The following is a 16,653-nucleotide window of genomic DNA, read 5'->3' on the forward strand; positions in this document are numbered from 1 at the left end:
GTTTTTTGACTTTTTCAGCAAGCCCGAATTAGAGCCACTGCTCTCCTTTTTTGCTAGTTTTGTTTTAGAGATACCCTTAATTCAACAAATAATGAGGTGGGACATGACCGTACTGCGCCAATCACCCTGGTATGAAGAAATTCTCAAAGAAGGCTCTCAACAGGGGTGCGACCTTTAGTTGATAAAAGCTGTTGTAATCAGGGTTCTACAGGGAACCCATATTGATCAAGTTTTGCCCAAAATTGACTCCATCGTTCCTTGGTCAATACCAAAGCTCGTAGGCTCAAAATAATTCCTGCTCCTTTTTCCTTCCATCGCATCCCTGAACAACATAATCGTTGTTTGACCAACGTCTTACAAGCTGCTTCCGTAACACCTGAACCAATCGGATACTTTTTCTCTATGTATTCAGCATAATCCATTTGATGCTGATGATTCTCGTAATAAGTAATCGCCGCTTGTAGTTTCTCGGTAAGATTCTTAGAATGACTTTTTTCTTCTTTGACTTCTTTCATCAGATTTAGCAGTTCTCCTGCTTTTCCTTTTTCATGCTTGAGTTCTCGACAATTTTCAGTCAACCATTCTTTTTGTTTTGACACGGTATTCGGATGCAACGCTTCTGCCAAGGCACCTAAGTAACCAGAGGCATGATAGAAATCTAATATCTGTTCTTCCGTTTGCTTTTCTAAAAACTTCCAATTTGATTCTGCCCCGTCTGCTATCCCGACCAATGTTGCCTCTGGATAACGGTTTTTCGCTCGCTCAATTTCTCTTTCTAATCTTTCTAGAAAACTCTTTTTTCCATACTCTGGTGCCGCACCTAGATAGATTGTAGGTTGACGTTCGCCTTCACTATCGTATAGGGAAACGGTTCCCACCATTGCTTCACGGTAGCCATCCTCACACATCAGCATACAGGTTCCATCTAATCCTATTCCCACTGTTGCAATTTGGCTATCCTCCTTGGGCGGGGCATAACTCCACGCTTCTTCTTTTGCCTGTACCACACTTCCTACTGCTTCACTCAATCTTTGGATATAGGATAGCGCTACTTTTCTACCATGATTTTCTAATAAATCATTTTTCACCTCTTTGCCTGCCATCCCTGACATTTTTGAGGATACCTGTTTTGCCAATAATGGCGTTGATGTTATGATTATCCTTGCTTCTCTTTCTAAGGGGCAATACGTTTTTCCTCAAAGGTGAACGCTGATATACATGACGATTCACTATAACCTCACCATAAGGTGTTTGATATTCTTTCGGTTGCTCTCCCTTACTCTTCCAGATTTCTTCACCGATTTTTAAGGGTGAACCATCTGTATCTAAATATTTCAAGGCTTCTTTGCTGGCGATGCAACCTACTTCGTTTAAGCCTTTTTGAATATTTATTTCTGTATCCAACATTGAACGACTTAGTTCTAATGTTAGTTCTATTTTTATCTTTGAACGGGTGCGACCTTTAGTTGATAAAAGCTGTTGTAATCAGGGTTCTACAGGGAACCCATATTGATCAAGTTTTGCCCAAAATTGACTCCATCGTTCCTTGGTCAATACCAAAGCTCGTAGGCTCAAAATAATTCCTGCTCCTTTTTCCTTCCATCGCATCCCTGAACAACATAATCGTTGTTTGACCAACGTCTTACAAGCTGCTTCCGTAACACCTGAACCAATCGGATACTTTTTCTCTAAGTATTCAGCATAATCCATTTGATGCTGATGATTCTCGTAATAAGTAATCGCCGCTTGTAGTTTCTCGGTAAGATTCTTAGAATGACTTTTTTCTTCTTTGACTTCTTTCATCAGATTTAGCAGTTCTCCTGCTTTTCCTTTTTCATGCTTGAGTTCTCGACAATTTTCAGTCAACCATTCTTTTTGTTTTGACACGGTATTCGGATGCAACGCTTCTGCCAAGGCACCTAAGTAACCAGAGGCATGATAGAAATCTAATATCTGTTCTTCCGTTTGCTTTTCTAAAAACTTCCAATTTGATTCTGCCCCGTCTGCTATCCCGAGGTACTGGTATCGTGTGATCAAAGCTAGAAAAAGTTATGGTGTAAGAGTTTGAGAAAATAGAAAATAACTTACGACTGGACATATTCCCGTTTTTGTTATACTATTATTATTGTCATTATATTAAAGAAAGGGAAAACGGAAAGCAATGTCAACATTGAATAAAAGCTCAATTGACCTCCTAAGTGATATTGGCTTACCTCAAGAGAAAGAGGAAGCCTTATTTCAGAAAAACTGCCCTCATTGCTATAGTGAAAAAGTAAAAATACATTCTCATTACCAAACGAAAGGTAACGGGGAACGTAAAATGTTCATCTGTCAAGAATGTGGTTCTTGTTTTGCTGAGACTTATGGTAGCGTAATCGCTGGCTTAGAAACCCCATTAAGTGAAATTGTAAAAGTATTAAAAGCCAGAATGGAAGGAATAGGATTAAATGCAGCAGCCCGAGTATTCGGCTACGCAAAAACAACAATATTGAATTGGGAAAAGAAATTATCAGGATTACAAGAGACATTATTTTTATACGCCTTAGTGAATGAATTTGTTAAATTAGTAATAGAAGGGGATGAACTATACACAAAAGTTGGAAAAAATAAAGAAGCAAGTGCCTCTGAGGGGTGGACAATCGTGCTCATGGACAGGGCTAGCCGCTTTATTTGGCATTTAAAATGTGGTAAAAAAGAGCAGAAATTATTTCTAGAAGCAATGATGACGGTAGCGGAATTATTTGAAAGGAGTGCAGAATCTCTCCAGTTATTTACAGATGGAGAAAAGCGATATAGTCAACTGCTATTTAATATTTGTCACGAAGTATTAAGGACTGGGAAGCGAGGTCGTCCCACCAAAGTATTACCGAAGGGTATGGTGGTAAGATTAAAAAATAAGAGTAGTAAACGTCGAGATTCTGAGGGTAAACTAGAGAAAGTAGAAACTCCGAAAACTGAACATCCTGAGACAACAGAAAAACCAGAAGACAAGGATGTTCATGCCAACCACGTTGAGGCATTTAATAGTTCTCTACGACGCTATTTAGCCGCCTTTCGTCGTCGAACAAATACTTATGCTAAATCTGTTGTGGGATTACAGCGAGTGCTAGATATTTTCTGGATGGTTCATAACTTTGTTCGCAGCCATTTTACGACGAAAAAAGTTCCTGCGGTAGCTCTCGGTATAATTCAAAAAGGGTTAACTTGGGAGGACTTACTCCAAATTCGCCTGATTTGTTGAACCTCTTGTATTGCAACGTTTATAGCTTCTAGCTAGACGATACCAGTGCCATCCCGACCAATGTTGCCTCTGGATAACGGTTTTTCGCTCGCTCAATTTCTCTTTCTAATCTTTCTAGAAAACTCTTTTTTCCATACTCTGGTGCCGCACCTAGATAGATTGTAGGTTGACGTTCGCCTTCACTATCGTATAGGGAAACGGTTCCCACCATTGCTTCACGGTAGCCATCCTCACACATCAGCATACAGGTTCCATCTAATCCTATTCCCACTGTTGCAATTTGGCTATCCTCCTTGGGCGGGGCATAACTCCACGCTTCTTCTTTTGCCTGTACCACACTTCCTGCTGCTTCACTCAATCTTTGGATATAGGATAGCGCTACTTTTCTACCATGATTTTCTAATAAATCATTTTTCACCTCTTTGCCTGCCATCCCTGACATTTTTGAGGATACCTGTTTTGCCAATAATGGCGTTGATGTTATGATTATCCTTGCTTCTCTTTCTAAGGGGCAATACGTTTTTCCTCAAAGGTGAACGCTGATATACATGACGATTCACTATAACCTCACCATAAGGTGTTTGATATTCTTTCGGTTGCTCTCCCTTACTCTTCCAGATTTCTTCACCGATTTTTAAGGGTGAACCATCTGTATCTAAATATTTCAAGGCTTCTTTGCTGGCGATGCAACCTACTTCGTTTAAGCCTTTTTGAATATTTATTTCTGTATCCAACATTGAACGACTGAGTTCTAATGTTAGTTCTATTTTTATCTTTGAACCCTCTACATTAATTAGTTTTGCTGTCATCATTGTTTCCTCTTTGTCACTTTTCATCTCATGTTAACACTTTTCTTTTCCTTCATCAACTAAAGGTCACACCCCTTTGAACCCTCTACATTAATTAGTTTTGCTGTCATCATTGTTTCCTCTTTGTCACTTTTCATCTCATGTTAACACTTTTCTTTTCCTTCATCAACTAAAGGTCGCACCCTGCGGAACTAGAAAGACTGAACGATGTATAGGAGAAGCTCGTCATACCATGAGCGTGAAAAGGATAGATACAGATGGTCAGAAGTCGGAAAGCCTACCGTTATTGATAATGCAACCTTTCATCATGGCGATCGCCCTCCGCCTCTTAGATTAGTTCGGATTCCTGATTCTCAAATAGACTTAAACGTTTAGCAACAGGAACCAGGGTCAAACCTTGTAAAAAAATAGAAAGGAGCACAATAAAAAAAACGACATTAAAAATAGCCTTAGATTGAGATAAATTCATGGTTAAAGGTAGCGTTGCTAAAATCATCGGAATTGCTCCCCGTAATCCCACCCAGGCAATAAAAAGCTTTTCTCGCCAATTAAATTCACTAAAACTTAAGGAGACAAAGACACTGATAGGACGAGCAACAAAGATTAAGAATAGAGCAATAGAAATTGAAATAGCTGCGGTTGCGGGTAATTCATCAGGGACAACCAATAATCCAAAGGTTAAACACATAATAATTTGGACAAGCCAGGTTAAACCATCATGAAAACTCATAATAATTTGTCGATTGGTAAAGTCATGATGACCCATCACAATCCCTGCGAGATAAATCGTTAAGACTGCACTTCCATGTAAAACTGTGGTTGTTCCTGATAGTAAAAAAATAAGTCCTAAAGTTGCCGCAGGATAAAGCCCTGGAGAAGCTAAATTTAAATGATTAATGATCCAAACCATTGCTAATCCTCCACCATAACCTAAGAGAACGGCAATCAATAGTTGCAAAAATAATTCGAGAATAAACGTTCCCAAAGAAAAATGAGTACTGGTTAAAATCCCTAAAATATTAACTGTGAGTAAAACAGCCATTGGATCATTACTTCCCGATTCCAGTTCTAAAAGTCCCTGTAGTTTATTCGGTAATTTAAAAGGGCTAGACCGTAAAACCGAAAAGACTGCCGCCGCATCCGTCGAAGAAATAATCGCGCCTAATAGTAAAGCTTCTCCCCAGGAAATTCCATTAGGGCCAAGCTCAAATGTTGAAAAAGAGCCGAGAATAAACCAGCTAAAGCTGCCAACTAGGGCGATCGTTAAAAGCACTCCCACAGAAGACAAACTTAACCCTGGTAATAAAACGGGACGAATTTTAGACCATTCGGTATCAAGACCCCCAGAAAATAAAATCACGGTTAAAGCAAAATCCCCGATTAACTTTGCCATGACCGCATCTTCAAATTCGATATTACCAATGCCATCAGAACCCGCTAACATTCCTACTATTAAAAATAAGAGCAAAGCGGGAACCCCAAAGCGACTAGAGGCTTTACTCGCTAACACGCTGGTTAATAGTAGGACACCAAAAATCACAAATATTTGTTCGGTGGGAAGCATGACGGCCTATTCCAGACAGTTTTAAAAAGTGCCTATTATTAAATCAAACCAGGTTGGATTTGTCTGCTTTTTATTTTTTTTATATTTTCTGATGCGATCGCGGCTAATCATGACTCTTATTTTTCACCCGTCACTGTACTTATTGCTACCCGTCTGAATCAATATGACCTTTAATAGTACTGACTGTCTAGCAACGAAGAAAATAGATCGTTGAGATTTAGCCGTGATAGTCTTGCAGGAATTTAGCACAACAGGGATTGGCGATCGGCTGAGTGCCATTGGCAGAGGTGATGTAACCCATGCAAAGATTAACCAGATCTACTGTTGCGCCGGTGCTATCCAGTTGACATTGTTCTTGATTGATCTGTTTGGGTAAGGAAGTAGCAGGTTGAACCGAGGTGTTGCGATGAGAAGATAGAGTGGCTTCGCCCCAAGCGGGTAAAGGAGTGGCACTACCGATAAGAGTATGCAAGGTGGGCATTCCCATGGTTAAAGAGAGAGCAAAACCCGCGAAGATACTGAGTTGATTTTTGCTAAATTTGGCTTGGCGAGTTTTGGTGTTCATGATAATCTCTCTTTTTAAAATTTAAGTGTTGCTCGTACAGGGGGTTGAAATTCGATGGGTTTAGATTCGGTTGACTCAACTGATCCTTATTCTAAAAAAACGAGATTATTGTTAATGCCTGCTTTCGACTGCCAGACTGTAAAACTTGAGCGATGACGTTAAGCGGTTTGGACGGACTGGAAAAAAATTTATCTCGAACGTTTGTTTTGAGCAAAGCCTTATATATCAAGGGTTTCAAAAACTAACCTTTTCAGGAACGTTGTTAAAAATAACCTAAGTTATACAAACAAATACGGTCTAACCGACCATGACCGCAAGGTTTTACAAAAGAGAACCCTATGAATAACGCGATCGCTGACTTGGCCCTGATATAGTGGATTCAGTGAGTTAAACAAAGGAAATGTCCCCCATGAAAGCTACTTCTAAATCCCTAGCCTTCGCCGTTATCGGTACCGCCGCTCTTCTTTCCACCTTCAGTGCTAATGCAGCCCAAGCGGCTTCTGTATCCTACAGTGCCAATACAGGAGATTACCTAGAAACAGATTGGACAAAAACCTTGACTGTTAATAAATTTGATACGTCTTTAGGAAAACTAACGGGCATTACCTTCTCTTTAAATGGCAATATCGTTGGTGGTGCTGGCCTTGAGAATCGCTCCAGTTCAAGTTCTGCCGTTACAGCCGTTCTAAGTAGTGAACTCAAACTCTATAACAGTAGCGTCGCTAATGGTGCAGCCCTGGTAGTAGCACTGCCCACTTTCTCCAAAACCTTTAATCTCGCTAAATATGATAAAAAGTTAGATTTTGGCGGTACTTCTGGTATCAGCGTCAATGATTTATCTGCTACAAAGAGTGAAATTACCAGCTACGATGCTAGCTATGCCTATTTTAATGATTTAGCTAGTTTGGTTTCTGGTAGTGGTCAAGTCTCATTTGATGTGGATGCCAATGCCACTAGCACAGCAAGCGGCTCAGGAAATTTGGTTTCAACCTTTAATACCTCCGCTATGGCTGCGGTAACGGTGACTTATACCTACGATGTTCCTGTTCCACCGAGCAATCCAGTCCCCCCACAAGGCATCCCCGAACCCGAAGTATTAATTGGTAGTTTGGTTGCAGCTTTCCTTGGTTTCCAGTTCCGTAAACGCTATAACCAAGTTAAGAATGGATCTAAAGTCCAAATCGGTTAGTCTGGCAGTGATAGCAAGGCAATCAGGAGCATTTTTTCGATAGCTTTGTTTAACAAACTTGTCTTCTTACAGGGATATTCAAAGCGTCTTTTAAGCAGCCCTTCTAATCTGTTCATTCAAAAATAGCTATTTGAAAATTCCTTGGGGAAAGCTTATAACCAAGCGACAACAATACATATAACTCACTAGAGACAATGTTTTAAATATTGTCTTTTTTTCTATTTTGACCGAAAATTTGAGGATGGAGAGAGTATCATCGAATATTTAGATTTAACTAAAATTAAGCGTTTCAATTCTCAGGAACAAATAATTGCGATTGATTTCCCTTCTCGGATGATAGAAATTCTTAATCAGAAAAGTCAGCGTCTTAATTTACCGTTACCAGTTATTGTCAAAGGTTGGCTTGAGGAAAAGCTGATTAGTTCTAATTCGGTTCAAACCACTCATTAAATAGGGCTTGCTGAAAAAGTCAAAAAACGAAAGAAATGTGGGTTAGGGAAGTATGGACTGAAAAAGCATAGATAACTTATCCTTATGGAAACAAATCAAAATACAGATTTTGTTTAATCTATTGTTCCTTTCTGTCTAAAAAGGTCAACACAAATCACTCCTCACAAAAGAGAGGAAAATTAACACCATTTTTCACAAGAAAAACGACCAGGGCGAACGCATCTAAAAATGATACAGATACAAGAACATTATAGAGGGATGGATAAGGGAAAATAAGGGAAAGTGCATAGAAAACAAAAGCGATGAAACTCCGACCCAAATATAGACTGGTAGAACACTTTGCCGAAATAGATGACCCTCGCATCGAACGAACAAAACGGCATAAACTCATTGATATTCTAACGATTGCCATCTTAGCCGTCATTTGTGGAGCAGAAGGTTGGGTAGCCATGGAAAGTTTCGGCAAGGCTAAACATCAATGGCTAAAAAAAATTTTGGAATTGCCAAATGGCATCCCCTCCCACGATACGTTTGCGCGTGTATTTGCTAGTCTGAATCCAGAGCAATTTCAAGACTGTTTTCTGCATTGGGTCAAAAGTATAGCGGAGGTAAGTGAAGGGGAAGTGATAGCGATTGACGGCAAAACCCTTCGCCACTCCTATGATAATGCCAACGGAAAGGGCGCAATTCAGATGGTAAGTGCATGGGCAACAGCAAATCGTCTAGTACTAGGACAGTGCAAGGTGGAAAGCAAATCGAATGAAATCACGGCGATACCCAAACTCCTGAAAATGCTAGAGGTCAAAGGTTGTATCGTAACGATTGATGCCATGGGAACTCAGACAAAGATTGCCCAACAGATAGTAGGGCGAGGGGGAGATTATGTTTTGGCATTGAAAGGCAATCAAGGTAATCTATGTGAGGATGTTGAACAATTATTTGCTCATGCTCAATCGGTTAATTTTGCGGGAATTAAGCATGATTTTCATCAAACAATAGACAAGGGACATGGACGGATTGAAATTCGCCGTTGCTGGACGATGGAACAAACAGAATTTTTGCTGGGTGGGGAGAAATGGGCAAAGTTGACGAGCATCTGTATGATTAAAGCGGAGAGACGATTGAAAGACAAAACAGAGTATGAGACCCGCTACTATATCAGTAGCCTGCCGAGTAATGCTCAAAAATTATCCCAATCTGTTCGTAGTCATTGGTTGATAGAAAACTCTTTACATTGGGTTCTAGACTTGGCCTTCAACGAGGATGCTTGTCGCATTCGTAAGGATTTTGCTCCTGAGAATTTAGCCGTCTTACGCCATATCGCTCTTAACTTGCTCACAAAGGAAAATACTCTGAAACTTGGTATCAAGAATAAACGGCTACGCGCTGGTTGGGACGAGGACTATCTCCTTAAGGTTTTACTCGGATAAGATGCGTTTGCCCTGGAAAAACGACTCTACAACTTTTTACTTTTTGTCTTCTGAAGTAGAGTAGAAAGATTCATTACCAAAAAGTTCATCGCAATTACCGTTTCCGAGGTCTCAGGTAGTTTGGCCATCACTCGACCAAGACTAAATTTCCTCTTTCCCTGTCCGAATTTACCCTCAATGGCATTACGCACTCTTTCATCTGAGCGTGCCTCTTTCTTTTTTTCTTTGCTCACCTCTTTCGGCGGTCTTCCCAATCGGAAACCACTCATTCTTATATCTGACTTTTCCCGTTAAGTGCGGATTGCAAGCTGCCAGCCTTGGCAAAGGTCATGCAACTTCAACCAACCGCGCCAAAGGACTTGGATACCGAGAGGAGTTTTACGACGATGTTCAAGATAACCACCAAGAAAAGCAACAGACTCGACAGCCCAAGCAACAGTCAAAATAGGGGGAAGTTTTTGAGAGGCGGCTGCTTTTAACACCTGAAGTTGAAGAGGATTAAGAATTTCAATCGCGAGAGCATCGGGCTGGGTACGATGAAGATAAGTAACGTGTAAAAGTTCAACAGCAATGACACTTAAAAAACCCAAAAGAGTTTTCATTCCATCAGAGGCAAGTCGATAACGCTCACTCTGACAACCAGACTTAAGGACTTTATGAAATTCTTCAACCCGCCATCGGTAGGTGTACCAACGAAGAATAGTGACAGCCATCTCAATAGTCTCAACAACTTCTGTAGTCAGAAGCATCCAAGATAAAGGAGTTTCGCCTTCGGGACAATCGATTTCTGTCGCATAAACAGCATAGACATTCAACGGGTCACGATTATCAAAACGATAGGGAGTTCGTAGATTAACTGAGCAAAATCGGACGGCAAGCTTAACCTTCCGTGCTTTTCTTTTTCCTGTACTCGGAATCTCGATTTCTTGATGAAAACGAATCGGTTCTGATTCCAAATGTTGCCAAAGTCGTTCACTATTTTTGTCTAAACTACGATTATGAGACGCTCTGACCAGCACTCCTGTATGCTTGAGTTGACGCACTGAGTCAAAGACTTCTGAAACATCTCCTTCTCTGTCAAATACATGAATTACCCTCGTTGAACTTTCTACCTGTTTCTCACAGGTGTTTAGAGCCTCTACCCATTTGTAGGATTCTTTTTCCTCAAATGGTCTTTGACGAGCTGCTTTTCTTTGTTCTTTCTGTCTTTCTTTTTTCTGCTTCGCCGTTTCATCTGTTGGGGGCTTTTCTTTTACCTCCCTATTCCACAGTTTTTGCCATAATAAACCTAATACTTGTCCTTTTTCTGGCTCAATTGCTAAAGCACTATGCAGTATTAATCCATTCCCTCCTTTTCCAGTCGGCCCATACCCTTCCCTTTTTTCCTTGATATTGCGATAATCTAAGAAGGTCGTATCTCCGACTGATAGCATTATCTTATATTCTTCTACGGCGGCAGTTGTCATTTCACAGTGCGGCTCTATTATCTTGACAAAGTCTGTTTTCGGATTCCCAAAAATTCATAGGCCCTCTTTAACTCGTTTCCTCCCTTAAACACTTCTGATAAGGCTTTTCCAAACCCCTCACTTAACTTTTTCCCAATCGAGAAGGCACGATTGTTTAGCCTCTCGTCTCCCAATTCACAACTGGCAAAGTTTTTTGTCCACCATTCCAACATTTTTTGACCTGCCCTTTAAGATTTTCTCCATTTTACAGTCTCATACTCCCTTCATCCTTTGTTTTTGAAATTTGAACGATAAGCGGGATGATGGCTTCAGAATATTTTTTTCCTGTCAAGAGAATCATTACTCAAACCCTTGCCAGATAAAGCCTCTAGAAGTTTGCATTGCTGGATTTTGGACTTAACGGGAAAAGTCAGATTCTTATATCCCTTTCTTTACAATAAGCTCGATTCGCTTTTGTTCGATAGATTTTATCCACATGAACCGATTCCGGATAACATCCTGTTTCCCTTTTATATTCTTCTATTCGCGCTTGTAAATCTCCCGATTCGTTGTAATTATCCCAACTTAATTTGTCTAAGAAGACAAAGCCATTCACATTACTTGCCGATATTTTAGCTCCAAACTCTACTGCTTTTCCCGCTTTTCCACGCACTATTGGACGCACGTGAGGTTGGCTTACACTCACAATTCTGTTTTCTACTTTATTTGTCTTTTTTTCATACATTTCTAACTGTTGCTCATACACTTTTCCTATCGTTACAAGCTCTTCTTGCTCTTTTTTCGTTAGTTTTTCTAACTTTGCTCCCTCTTCTATCATTTTTTCTATATCAGACAAGTTTCTTTTTATATATCCTAGTTGTTTTTTTGTTCCTTTTCTTCTTTCTTTTTTTGACACACGACGTTTTTTTGCTATGGCTAAGTACTCTTTTCTTGCCACTTCCCTATAAGTCCTCGGCTTTTCTTTCCTTTTCTCTTTTATTTCTTCATACAGCTTATCTATTATTTTTTCTGTTTTTTCTCTGGCATCATTCAATATTCCTATATCCGTTGGATATTTTATATCTGCTGGTGTACAAGTCGCATCTAACAATAACTTTCCTTCATTTTCTTTTTTTTCTGACGCTACACCCGTCGCTTTTTTTCTATTTCTTTATTAATTTTATTTATTAATTCCATTCCTATTTTTTTACGAAAATGAACCATCATTGACGCATTAAATGCTTCTTTGCTACTATAGCTTTCCATTCCTATAAAGTACTGTAAATAAGGGTTCTCTTTTATTTGTTCTACTGTTTCTCTGTCACTTTTTCCTGAAATTTCTTTGATAATTAATGCTCCTAATGCCATTCTAAATGATTTGGCTGGGGCTCCTTTTTTTTCTGTGAAGTTTTTTGCATATTCTTCCTCATATTCTTCCCAAAGAATCATTTTTGACATTTCTATCCAACGATTTTCTTCGTCTAACTGCCCGCCGAACAGATTTTTCAAGTTTTCTGGTGTTTCAATTGAGTACTGTTGCTTTCGGTACATCTGCTTTCTCTCTTCTTAATGCAATGGTTTTGAGGCATTCTACCCTATTTTCGTGCATTCTAGCGGTTCTTAATTCGCCTACTATTTTTCTCCGTAAAGGTTTCAGCTTTTTTCAGCAAGCCCTAAATAGGGTTTGCCGAATAAAGGCAGAACCTTTATCAGATAAGCTTTTCAGCCATTTTGAACACGATTAGGTGCAAGCTTATGGCATTTGAAGGCTCAAAATCCATGCACTTTGCTAGAAAATTGTGGGTTAAAATCGGAAACTGATTTCTGAAGTCACCATTTTTCGCGCCCTGTGGCATCTAGGTTCGATTTGCAGACTTATTCAGCAAGCCCTAAATAAGGGCGATCGCCTTACATGAACTAAAAATCTAAAGCGCGATCGCTGTTATAAATAAACTGGAAAAAGCGATCGCGTTTTAATAAGTCTCATTTCTCAAGAGCGATCGCTTTTATAATCTTGATTTTGTGTAGGATGTTAGGTTTACTATTGTCAATTCAGCCTACAGATCGGCGATCATACTTTGATATTACGCTTCCAATTTATATTCCCAGATTAACATAGGTTAAAAATCGTCATTCGGAACAAGCCAATCGTCACTTGGTTCATGACCTCCATCAATAGCACTAACCAAGAATTTTGTAGTTGCTGAGATAGCACTGCGAATTGCTTCTGACTCTGTTGCTGCTTGAGTTATTGATGGATAATATGGGGCTGCTTGTGTTGGCGTACGTACGTTGTGACTGACCGTAAAGTGATATGGCTCTTTTAACATTACGTTACTTTTCCAAATCTTGATTCTAATTTTCGGATGGAAATAGTTTACTCCCACATTTAGAAAGATTTTCAATTCTCGAATGAGTACGTATGATTCGGCTATGTATTCGTGTTTATCTAGAAGAGCGATAACATCATCTGTTTCCATATATTTTTTCCATGAATCAATGGTGATTACTTTACTTATTAACAGATCTATTGCCGTTACAGAAATTGGATATTAAACTTTTTTATTCTCCTAGCATAAGCACGTTGCCTTCATGATAGGAAGTAACGATAGTTATTATCTTATTTTTATTCTTTTTAGCTTTGCAATTTCTTATGAAAAATATAACTGCATTAAGGGCCTGTGTATCGGAAAGTTTACACAATGACGTAACTTGGTATTTATATCCATTAATTTCAATAATCTTGGGATGAATAATATGATTCATATTGTTTTTCTTTAGTCTGCCCAACTAAGGATTATACCGAAACTTTTCATATACTATCCACAAATAAGGATTTTGTCAAGAAACTTTCCGTATATCAACCCCAAATAAGACGATCGCAAGAGAACTCCTGTATAATCCCTCTAAAAAGCGTGTTATACCGATTAGCGTATTTTTTTGCAAACTATCCACCTCCGCGATCGCCCTCTCGTAGATTCAAAAAAGCGATTATCCTCTCACGTTTCAATCCTTAAGCAATGAAAATTACTGGAATGCTTCAACACGGGGACTAAATGCGATCACGCTTTGCACTTTTAAAAGAAGCTTGTCAACAGGAAGACAAATAAGTGCTTTTGTTCGTATCTATGTTGAGTCCTATTTTCCCTCTGAGTTCTCTCTACAAACCCTGACAAATCTGGGCAATATCTCGACCATAAACCCAGTCATTGTAATCTTCCCATTGAGATTGGGACAAATGATAACTGTGCAGCGTTACCTCTTGCATTTTCACCATAAAAGGGCGGCGGATTTGCTCATATTGTTTAAATGCTTGGGCAATTTGATTGAGATCATCTAAGCCTTGATTGTTAATAATTTTAGTAATTAATGTTCCCAATAAAGATGCATCTTCAAAGCCTTGATTAGCCCCTTGGGCCGTAAAAGGTGGCATTCCATGAGCCGCATCTCCCGCTAAAACAACTCTTCCCTGACTCCAAATTAATTGCTCCTCAAGAGGAATATTGGCTGGCTGTAAATAATAGGCACGATGCAATAGTTTTTCGGGGTCAGAAAAGGAAATTAATTCCACCAGCATGGCGGGAAAGTCGGCTTTTGTTAAAGCATCCATCGCAATTTGGATTACTTCGGAGGCTAATTTATCGGTTAATACTCCTACGGTCAGAGGGGTATGCAGAAGATAACCTAACGCTTTATCTGGCTTGCGAGTAACAATTATTCGAGGGGAAGGAGCCTGCTGAAGTTGGGAATAATCTAGATTAAGGGTGACAATACGCTCCCCCTGTAAATAGGTATTTTCTAAAGCTTGATCAAGGGCTTCGGGAACATTACTGGTTTTAAAACAACCGATCGCCGTAAAGCCCGAATATTGAGGATTAGCCCAGTCCTGTAGGGGCGTACCACAGTAGAGATTCTGTCGAATAGCGGAGTTAATTCCATCTGCTGCAACCACTAATTTGGCATAAAGATATTGATGATTAATATCTGAATTTGGCAGTTCAACATCAGAAATAGTAGGTGGAGGAGTGAGTGCTGGTTTTTCCATTTCCCAATGAGCAAAGGGATTAGTTGTCATCCCCCTGGGAATATAGGTGATTTTGACTTTATCCTGTTGCTGGTTAACTTCTAAACAACGACAGCTAATCGCAATTAAATGAGAGGGAAGTTTATTTCTGAGGGTTGTTTGGAGTTCGTACCAGTTAGAAGAAACTCGCCCGGCACCGTAACGTTCAAGCCAATCGTCAAAACTGAGAGGGGCGGTACGAAGAATTTCTCCCTGTAAATTTTTGTGATGCCAAAGCCCTTTCTTAGTGGCAGAATTGGTTTGAGTATTGGTAGTGGGAGAAGAAGAAGAATCAGTTTGCCGAACAGATTGATAGGTTTGTTCATCAATATAGCGAAGGGCTTTTAAGCCATTGGGTAATAAGTCCACGATTTGTCCCACTGGCCGAAACTCTTGGGTTTGATCAATGACTAAAATATTGGTAATTCCCCGTTGATAAAGCGCGATCGCCGTAGCGAGTCCGACGGGGCCAGCCCCCACAATGATCACGTCATAGAGATGGTCTGTATTCATATTTTTCTGCTTTTGATCTTATAAACTAAGAACTGAGTATTTTTTATAATAGCTGAATCTGGAAATGGTAACGTTTTTTGAATTTTGTCTAAAAATTTGTCTAAAAACTTAAAACTTTACAAGTCTAAACGTTAAAATTCAAAGACACTATCAGAATATCACAAAATTGACATTGGATGATAAAAAATGAAAAAAATAGTTTTAGTTGGCGGTGGTCACAGTCATGCGATTGTCTTGCGGCGATGGGGGCTTAATCCCTTAGCTGATGTTGATTTAACCTTAATTACGAATGTAACCCAAACACCCTATTCGGGAATGTTGCCAGGTTATTTAGCGGGATTTTATACCTTTGCCGAAACTCATATTGATTTATTCGCTTTAGCCAAATTTGCCCAGGCTCAGATCATTTTAGATACAGCGATCGCCTTAGATTTAAGCAAGCGACAAATCATTTGTATAAACCAACCTCCCATCGACTTTGATTATCTCTCTTTAGATATTGGCAGTACACCAAAATTAGATAATATTGCTGGCAGCGAATATGTAATTCCCGCAAAACCAATTCCTCCATTACTAACTGCCTGGGAGAATTTATTAACTAATCTGCAACAGCATCCTCAACAACGTTTAAAAATTGTCATTGTGGGCGGTGGCGCAGGGGGCGTAGAATTAGCCTTAAATATGCAGACCCGTTTGCACAGTCTTTTAAAACAAGCTGATCAACCCTTAGATAATTTGAGTATTAATCTTATTCAGCGTGCCCCCAGGCTTTTACCCGATCATAATACTTGGGTTGGTAAACAACTAGACAAGGTGTTACAAAGACGAGGAATTAATATTCACTATTTAGATAGTATTCAAGCGATTACCAAAACTGCAAACAACGGCTATCAATTATCCTGTCAATCTGGTTTACAATTCTCCACCGCAGTCATTTTTTGGGTGACTCAGGCAAGTGCCGCTCCCTGGTTGGCTCAATCAGGATTACAAACCGATGAAAGGGGATTTGTGTTAGTAGCTCCGACCCTAGAATCTATTTCCCATCCTCGAATTTTTGCGGCGGGTGATGTGGCCACAGTGAGGAACTATCCGCGACCGAAAGCCGGAGTTTTTGCTGTTCGTCAAGGTCAGCCTCTATTTGAAAATTTACGTCGTTCTCTACAGGGAAAGACTTTAAAAGCCTATCTTCCACAAAAGTATTATTTAAGTTTAATCGGTACAGGTGATCAAAATGCGATCGCGACCTGGGGAAATTTAGCAGGTCAACACCCCTTATTCTGGCAATGGAAAGATCACATTGATCGAGCATTTATGGCACAGTTTCAGGATCTAAAAATTGCTTAAAAACTTTCTAAAAATTGCTAATTATCCTAATCTGAATAAC

13 protein-coding genes and 3 pseudogenes are annotated in these 16,653 nt (G+C 39.6%); 4 read left to right on the forward strand and 12 right to left on the reverse strand.

Annotation, left to right across the window (positions count from 1 at the left end; translation table 11 throughout):
• Positions 1-197: 197 nt before the first annotated feature.
• Both KA717_08200 and KA717_08205 read right to left on the reverse strand, forming a co-directional pair.
• Positions 198-1,443 (reverse strand): annotated as a pseudogene (locus KA717_08200) (ISKra4 family transposase).
• Between the two features lie 42 nt (positions 1,444-1,485).
• Positions 1,486-2,037 (reverse strand): hypothetical protein, encoded by a 552-nt coding sequence (locus tag KA717_08205; GenBank protein ID UXE62699.1) that lies wholly within the window; start codon positions 2,035-2,037, stop codon positions 1,486-1,488.
• A 124-nt stretch (positions 2,038-2,161) separates the two neighbouring features.
• On the opposite strand from KA717_08205, the gene KA717_08210 reads away from it, so the two are divergent.
• Positions 2,162-3,241, forward strand: coding sequence for an IS1 family transposase (locus KA717_08210; GenBank protein UXE62700.1), 1,080 nt, complete (start codon positions 2,162-2,164; stop codon positions 3,239-3,241).
• Between the two features lie 28 nt (positions 3,242-3,269).
• On the opposite strand, the gene KA717_08215 is transcribed toward KA717_08210, so the two are convergent.
• The 4 genes from KA717_08215 to KA717_08230 form a co-directional block, all read right to left on the reverse strand.
• The gene (locus KA717_08215) at positions 3,270-3,683 is read right to left on the reverse strand and encodes a hypothetical protein (GenBank protein UXE62701.1); all 414 of its coding nucleotides are present in this window, start codon (positions 3,681-3,683) and stop codon (positions 3,270-3,272) included.
• The gene (locus KA717_08220; GenBank protein ID UXE62702.1) at positions 3,649-4,077 is read right to left on the reverse strand and encodes a hypothetical protein; all 429 of its coding nucleotides are present in this window, start codon (positions 4,075-4,077) and stop codon (positions 3,649-3,651) included. The genes KA717_08215 and KA717_08220 overlap by 35 nt, the downstream gene beginning before the upstream one ends.
• Positions 4,078-4,378: 301 nt before the next feature.
• Positions 4,379-5,614 (reverse strand): potassium/proton antiporter, encoded by a 1,236-nt coding sequence (locus KA717_08225; GenBank protein ID UXE62703.1) that lies wholly within the window; start codon positions 5,612-5,614, stop codon positions 4,379-4,381.
• A 217-nt stretch (positions 5,615-5,831) separates the two neighbouring features.
• A complete protein-coding gene (locus tag KA717_08230) occupies positions 5,832-6,179 on the reverse strand; it encodes a hypothetical protein (GenBank protein UXE62704.1) in 348 nt (115 codons plus the stop codon).
• Between the two features lie 409 nt (positions 6,180-6,588).
• Here KA717_08230 and KA717_08235 point away from each other — a divergent pair, with 409 nt between their 5' ends.
• Positions 6,589-7,368 carry a choice-of-anchor E domain-containing protein gene (locus tag KA717_08235; GenBank protein UXE62705.1) on the forward strand — a complete coding sequence of 260 codons (780 nt, stop codon included), beginning with the start codon at positions 6,589-6,591 and terminating at the stop codon, positions 7,366-7,368.
• A gap of 752 nt (positions 7,369-8,120) precedes the next feature.
• A complete protein-coding gene (locus tag KA717_08240; protein UXE62706.1) occupies positions 8,121-9,248 on the forward strand; it encodes an ISAs1 family transposase in 1,128 nt (375 codons plus the stop codon).
• 26 nt (positions 9,249-9,274) lie between these two features.
• On the opposite strand, the pseudogene KA717_08245 reads toward KA717_08240, so the two are convergent.
• From KA717_08245 to KA717_08270, 6 genes and pseudogenes are all read right to left on the reverse strand, one after another.
• Positions 9,275-9,535 (reverse strand): annotated as a pseudogene (locus tag KA717_08245) (transposase).
• Positions 9,536-9,538: 3 nt separating this feature from the next.
• Positions 9,539-10,714 (reverse strand): IS4 family transposase, encoded by a 1,176-nt coding sequence (locus KA717_08250; protein ID UXE62707.1) that lies wholly within the window; start codon positions 10,712-10,714, stop codon positions 9,539-9,541.
• Between the two features lie 17 nt (positions 10,715-10,731).
• A complete protein-coding gene (locus KA717_08255; GenBank protein ID UXE62708.1) occupies positions 10,732-10,926 on the reverse strand; it encodes a transposase in 195 nt (64 codons plus the stop codon).
• A gap of 200 nt (positions 10,927-11,126) precedes the next feature.
• Positions 11,127-12,244: pseudogene (locus KA717_08260) on the reverse strand (IS5 family transposase).
• A 569-nt stretch (positions 12,245-12,813) separates the two neighbouring features.
• Positions 12,814-13,173 carry a hypothetical protein gene (locus KA717_08265; GenBank protein ID UXE62709.1) on the reverse strand — a complete coding sequence of 120 codons (360 nt, stop codon included), beginning with the start codon at positions 13,171-13,173 and terminating at the stop codon, positions 12,814-12,816.
• Positions 13,174-13,853: 680 nt separating this feature from the next.
• Positions 13,854-15,269: an FAD-dependent monooxygenase gene (locus tag KA717_08270; protein UXE62710.1), complete on the reverse strand. Its 1,416-nt coding sequence runs from the start codon at positions 15,267-15,269 to the stop codon at positions 13,854-13,856.
• A 186-nt stretch (positions 15,270-15,455) separates the two neighbouring features.
• Between KA717_08270 and KA717_08275 the strand changes: the two genes are divergently transcribed.
• Positions 15,456-16,613 (forward strand): FAD-dependent oxidoreductase, encoded by a 1,158-nt coding sequence (locus KA717_08275; GenBank protein ID UXE62711.1) that lies wholly within the window; start codon positions 15,456-15,458, stop codon positions 16,611-16,613.
• The last annotated feature ends 40 nt before the right edge of the window (positions 16,614-16,653 follow it).

The sequence above is a fragment of the Woronichinia naegeliana WA131 genome, from assembly GCA_025370055.1.
Classification (GTDB): domain Bacteria; phylum Cyanobacteriota; class Cyanobacteriia; order Cyanobacteriales; family Microcystaceae; genus Woronichinia; species Woronichinia naegeliana.

Bases quoted from the DNA above. Each gene is read 5' to 3' on its own strand.
- KA717_08210 (UXE62700.1), top strand. From the start codon at position 2,162: ATGTCAACATTGAATAAAAGCTCAATTGACCTCCTAAGTGATATTGGC.
- KA717_08215 (UXE62701.1), bottom strand. From the start codon at position 3,683: ATGTCAGGGATGGCAGGCAAAGAGGTGAAAAATGATTTATTAGAAAAT.
- KA717_08220 (UXE62702.1), bottom strand. From the start codon at position 4,077: ATGAAAAGTGACAAAGAGGAAACAATGATGACAGCAAAACTAATTAAT.
- KA717_08225 (UXE62703.1), bottom strand. From the start codon at position 5,614: ATGCTTCCCACCGAACAAATATTTGTGATTTTTGGTGTCCTACTATTA.
- KA717_08230 (UXE62704.1), bottom strand. From the start codon at position 6,179: ATGAACACCAAAACTCGCCAAGCCAAATTTAGCAAAAATCAACTCAGT.
- KA717_08235 (UXE62705.1), top strand. From the start codon at position 6,589: ATGAAAGCTACTTCTAAATCCCTAGCCTTCGCCGTTATCGGTACCGCC.
- KA717_08240 (UXE62706.1), top strand. From the start codon at position 8,121: ATGAAACTCCGACCCAAATATAGACTGGTAGAACACTTTGCCGAAATA.
- KA717_08250 (UXE62707.1), bottom strand. From the start codon at position 10,714: ATGACAACTGCCGCCGTAGAAGAATATAAGATAATGCTATCAGTCGGA.
- KA717_08255 (UXE62708.1), bottom strand. From the start codon at position 10,926: ATGTTGGAATGGTGGACAAAAAACTTTGCCAGTTGTGAATTGGGAGAC.
- KA717_08265 (UXE62709.1), bottom strand. From the start codon at position 13,173: ATGGAAACAGATGATGTTATCGCTCTTCTAGATAAACACGAATACATA.
- KA717_08270 (UXE62710.1), bottom strand. From the start codon at position 15,269: ATGAATACAGACCATCTCTATGACGTGATCATTGTGGGGGCTGGCCCC.
- KA717_08275 (UXE62711.1), top strand. From the start codon at position 15,456: ATGAAAAAAATAGTTTTAGTTGGCGGTGGTCACAGTCATGCGATTGTC.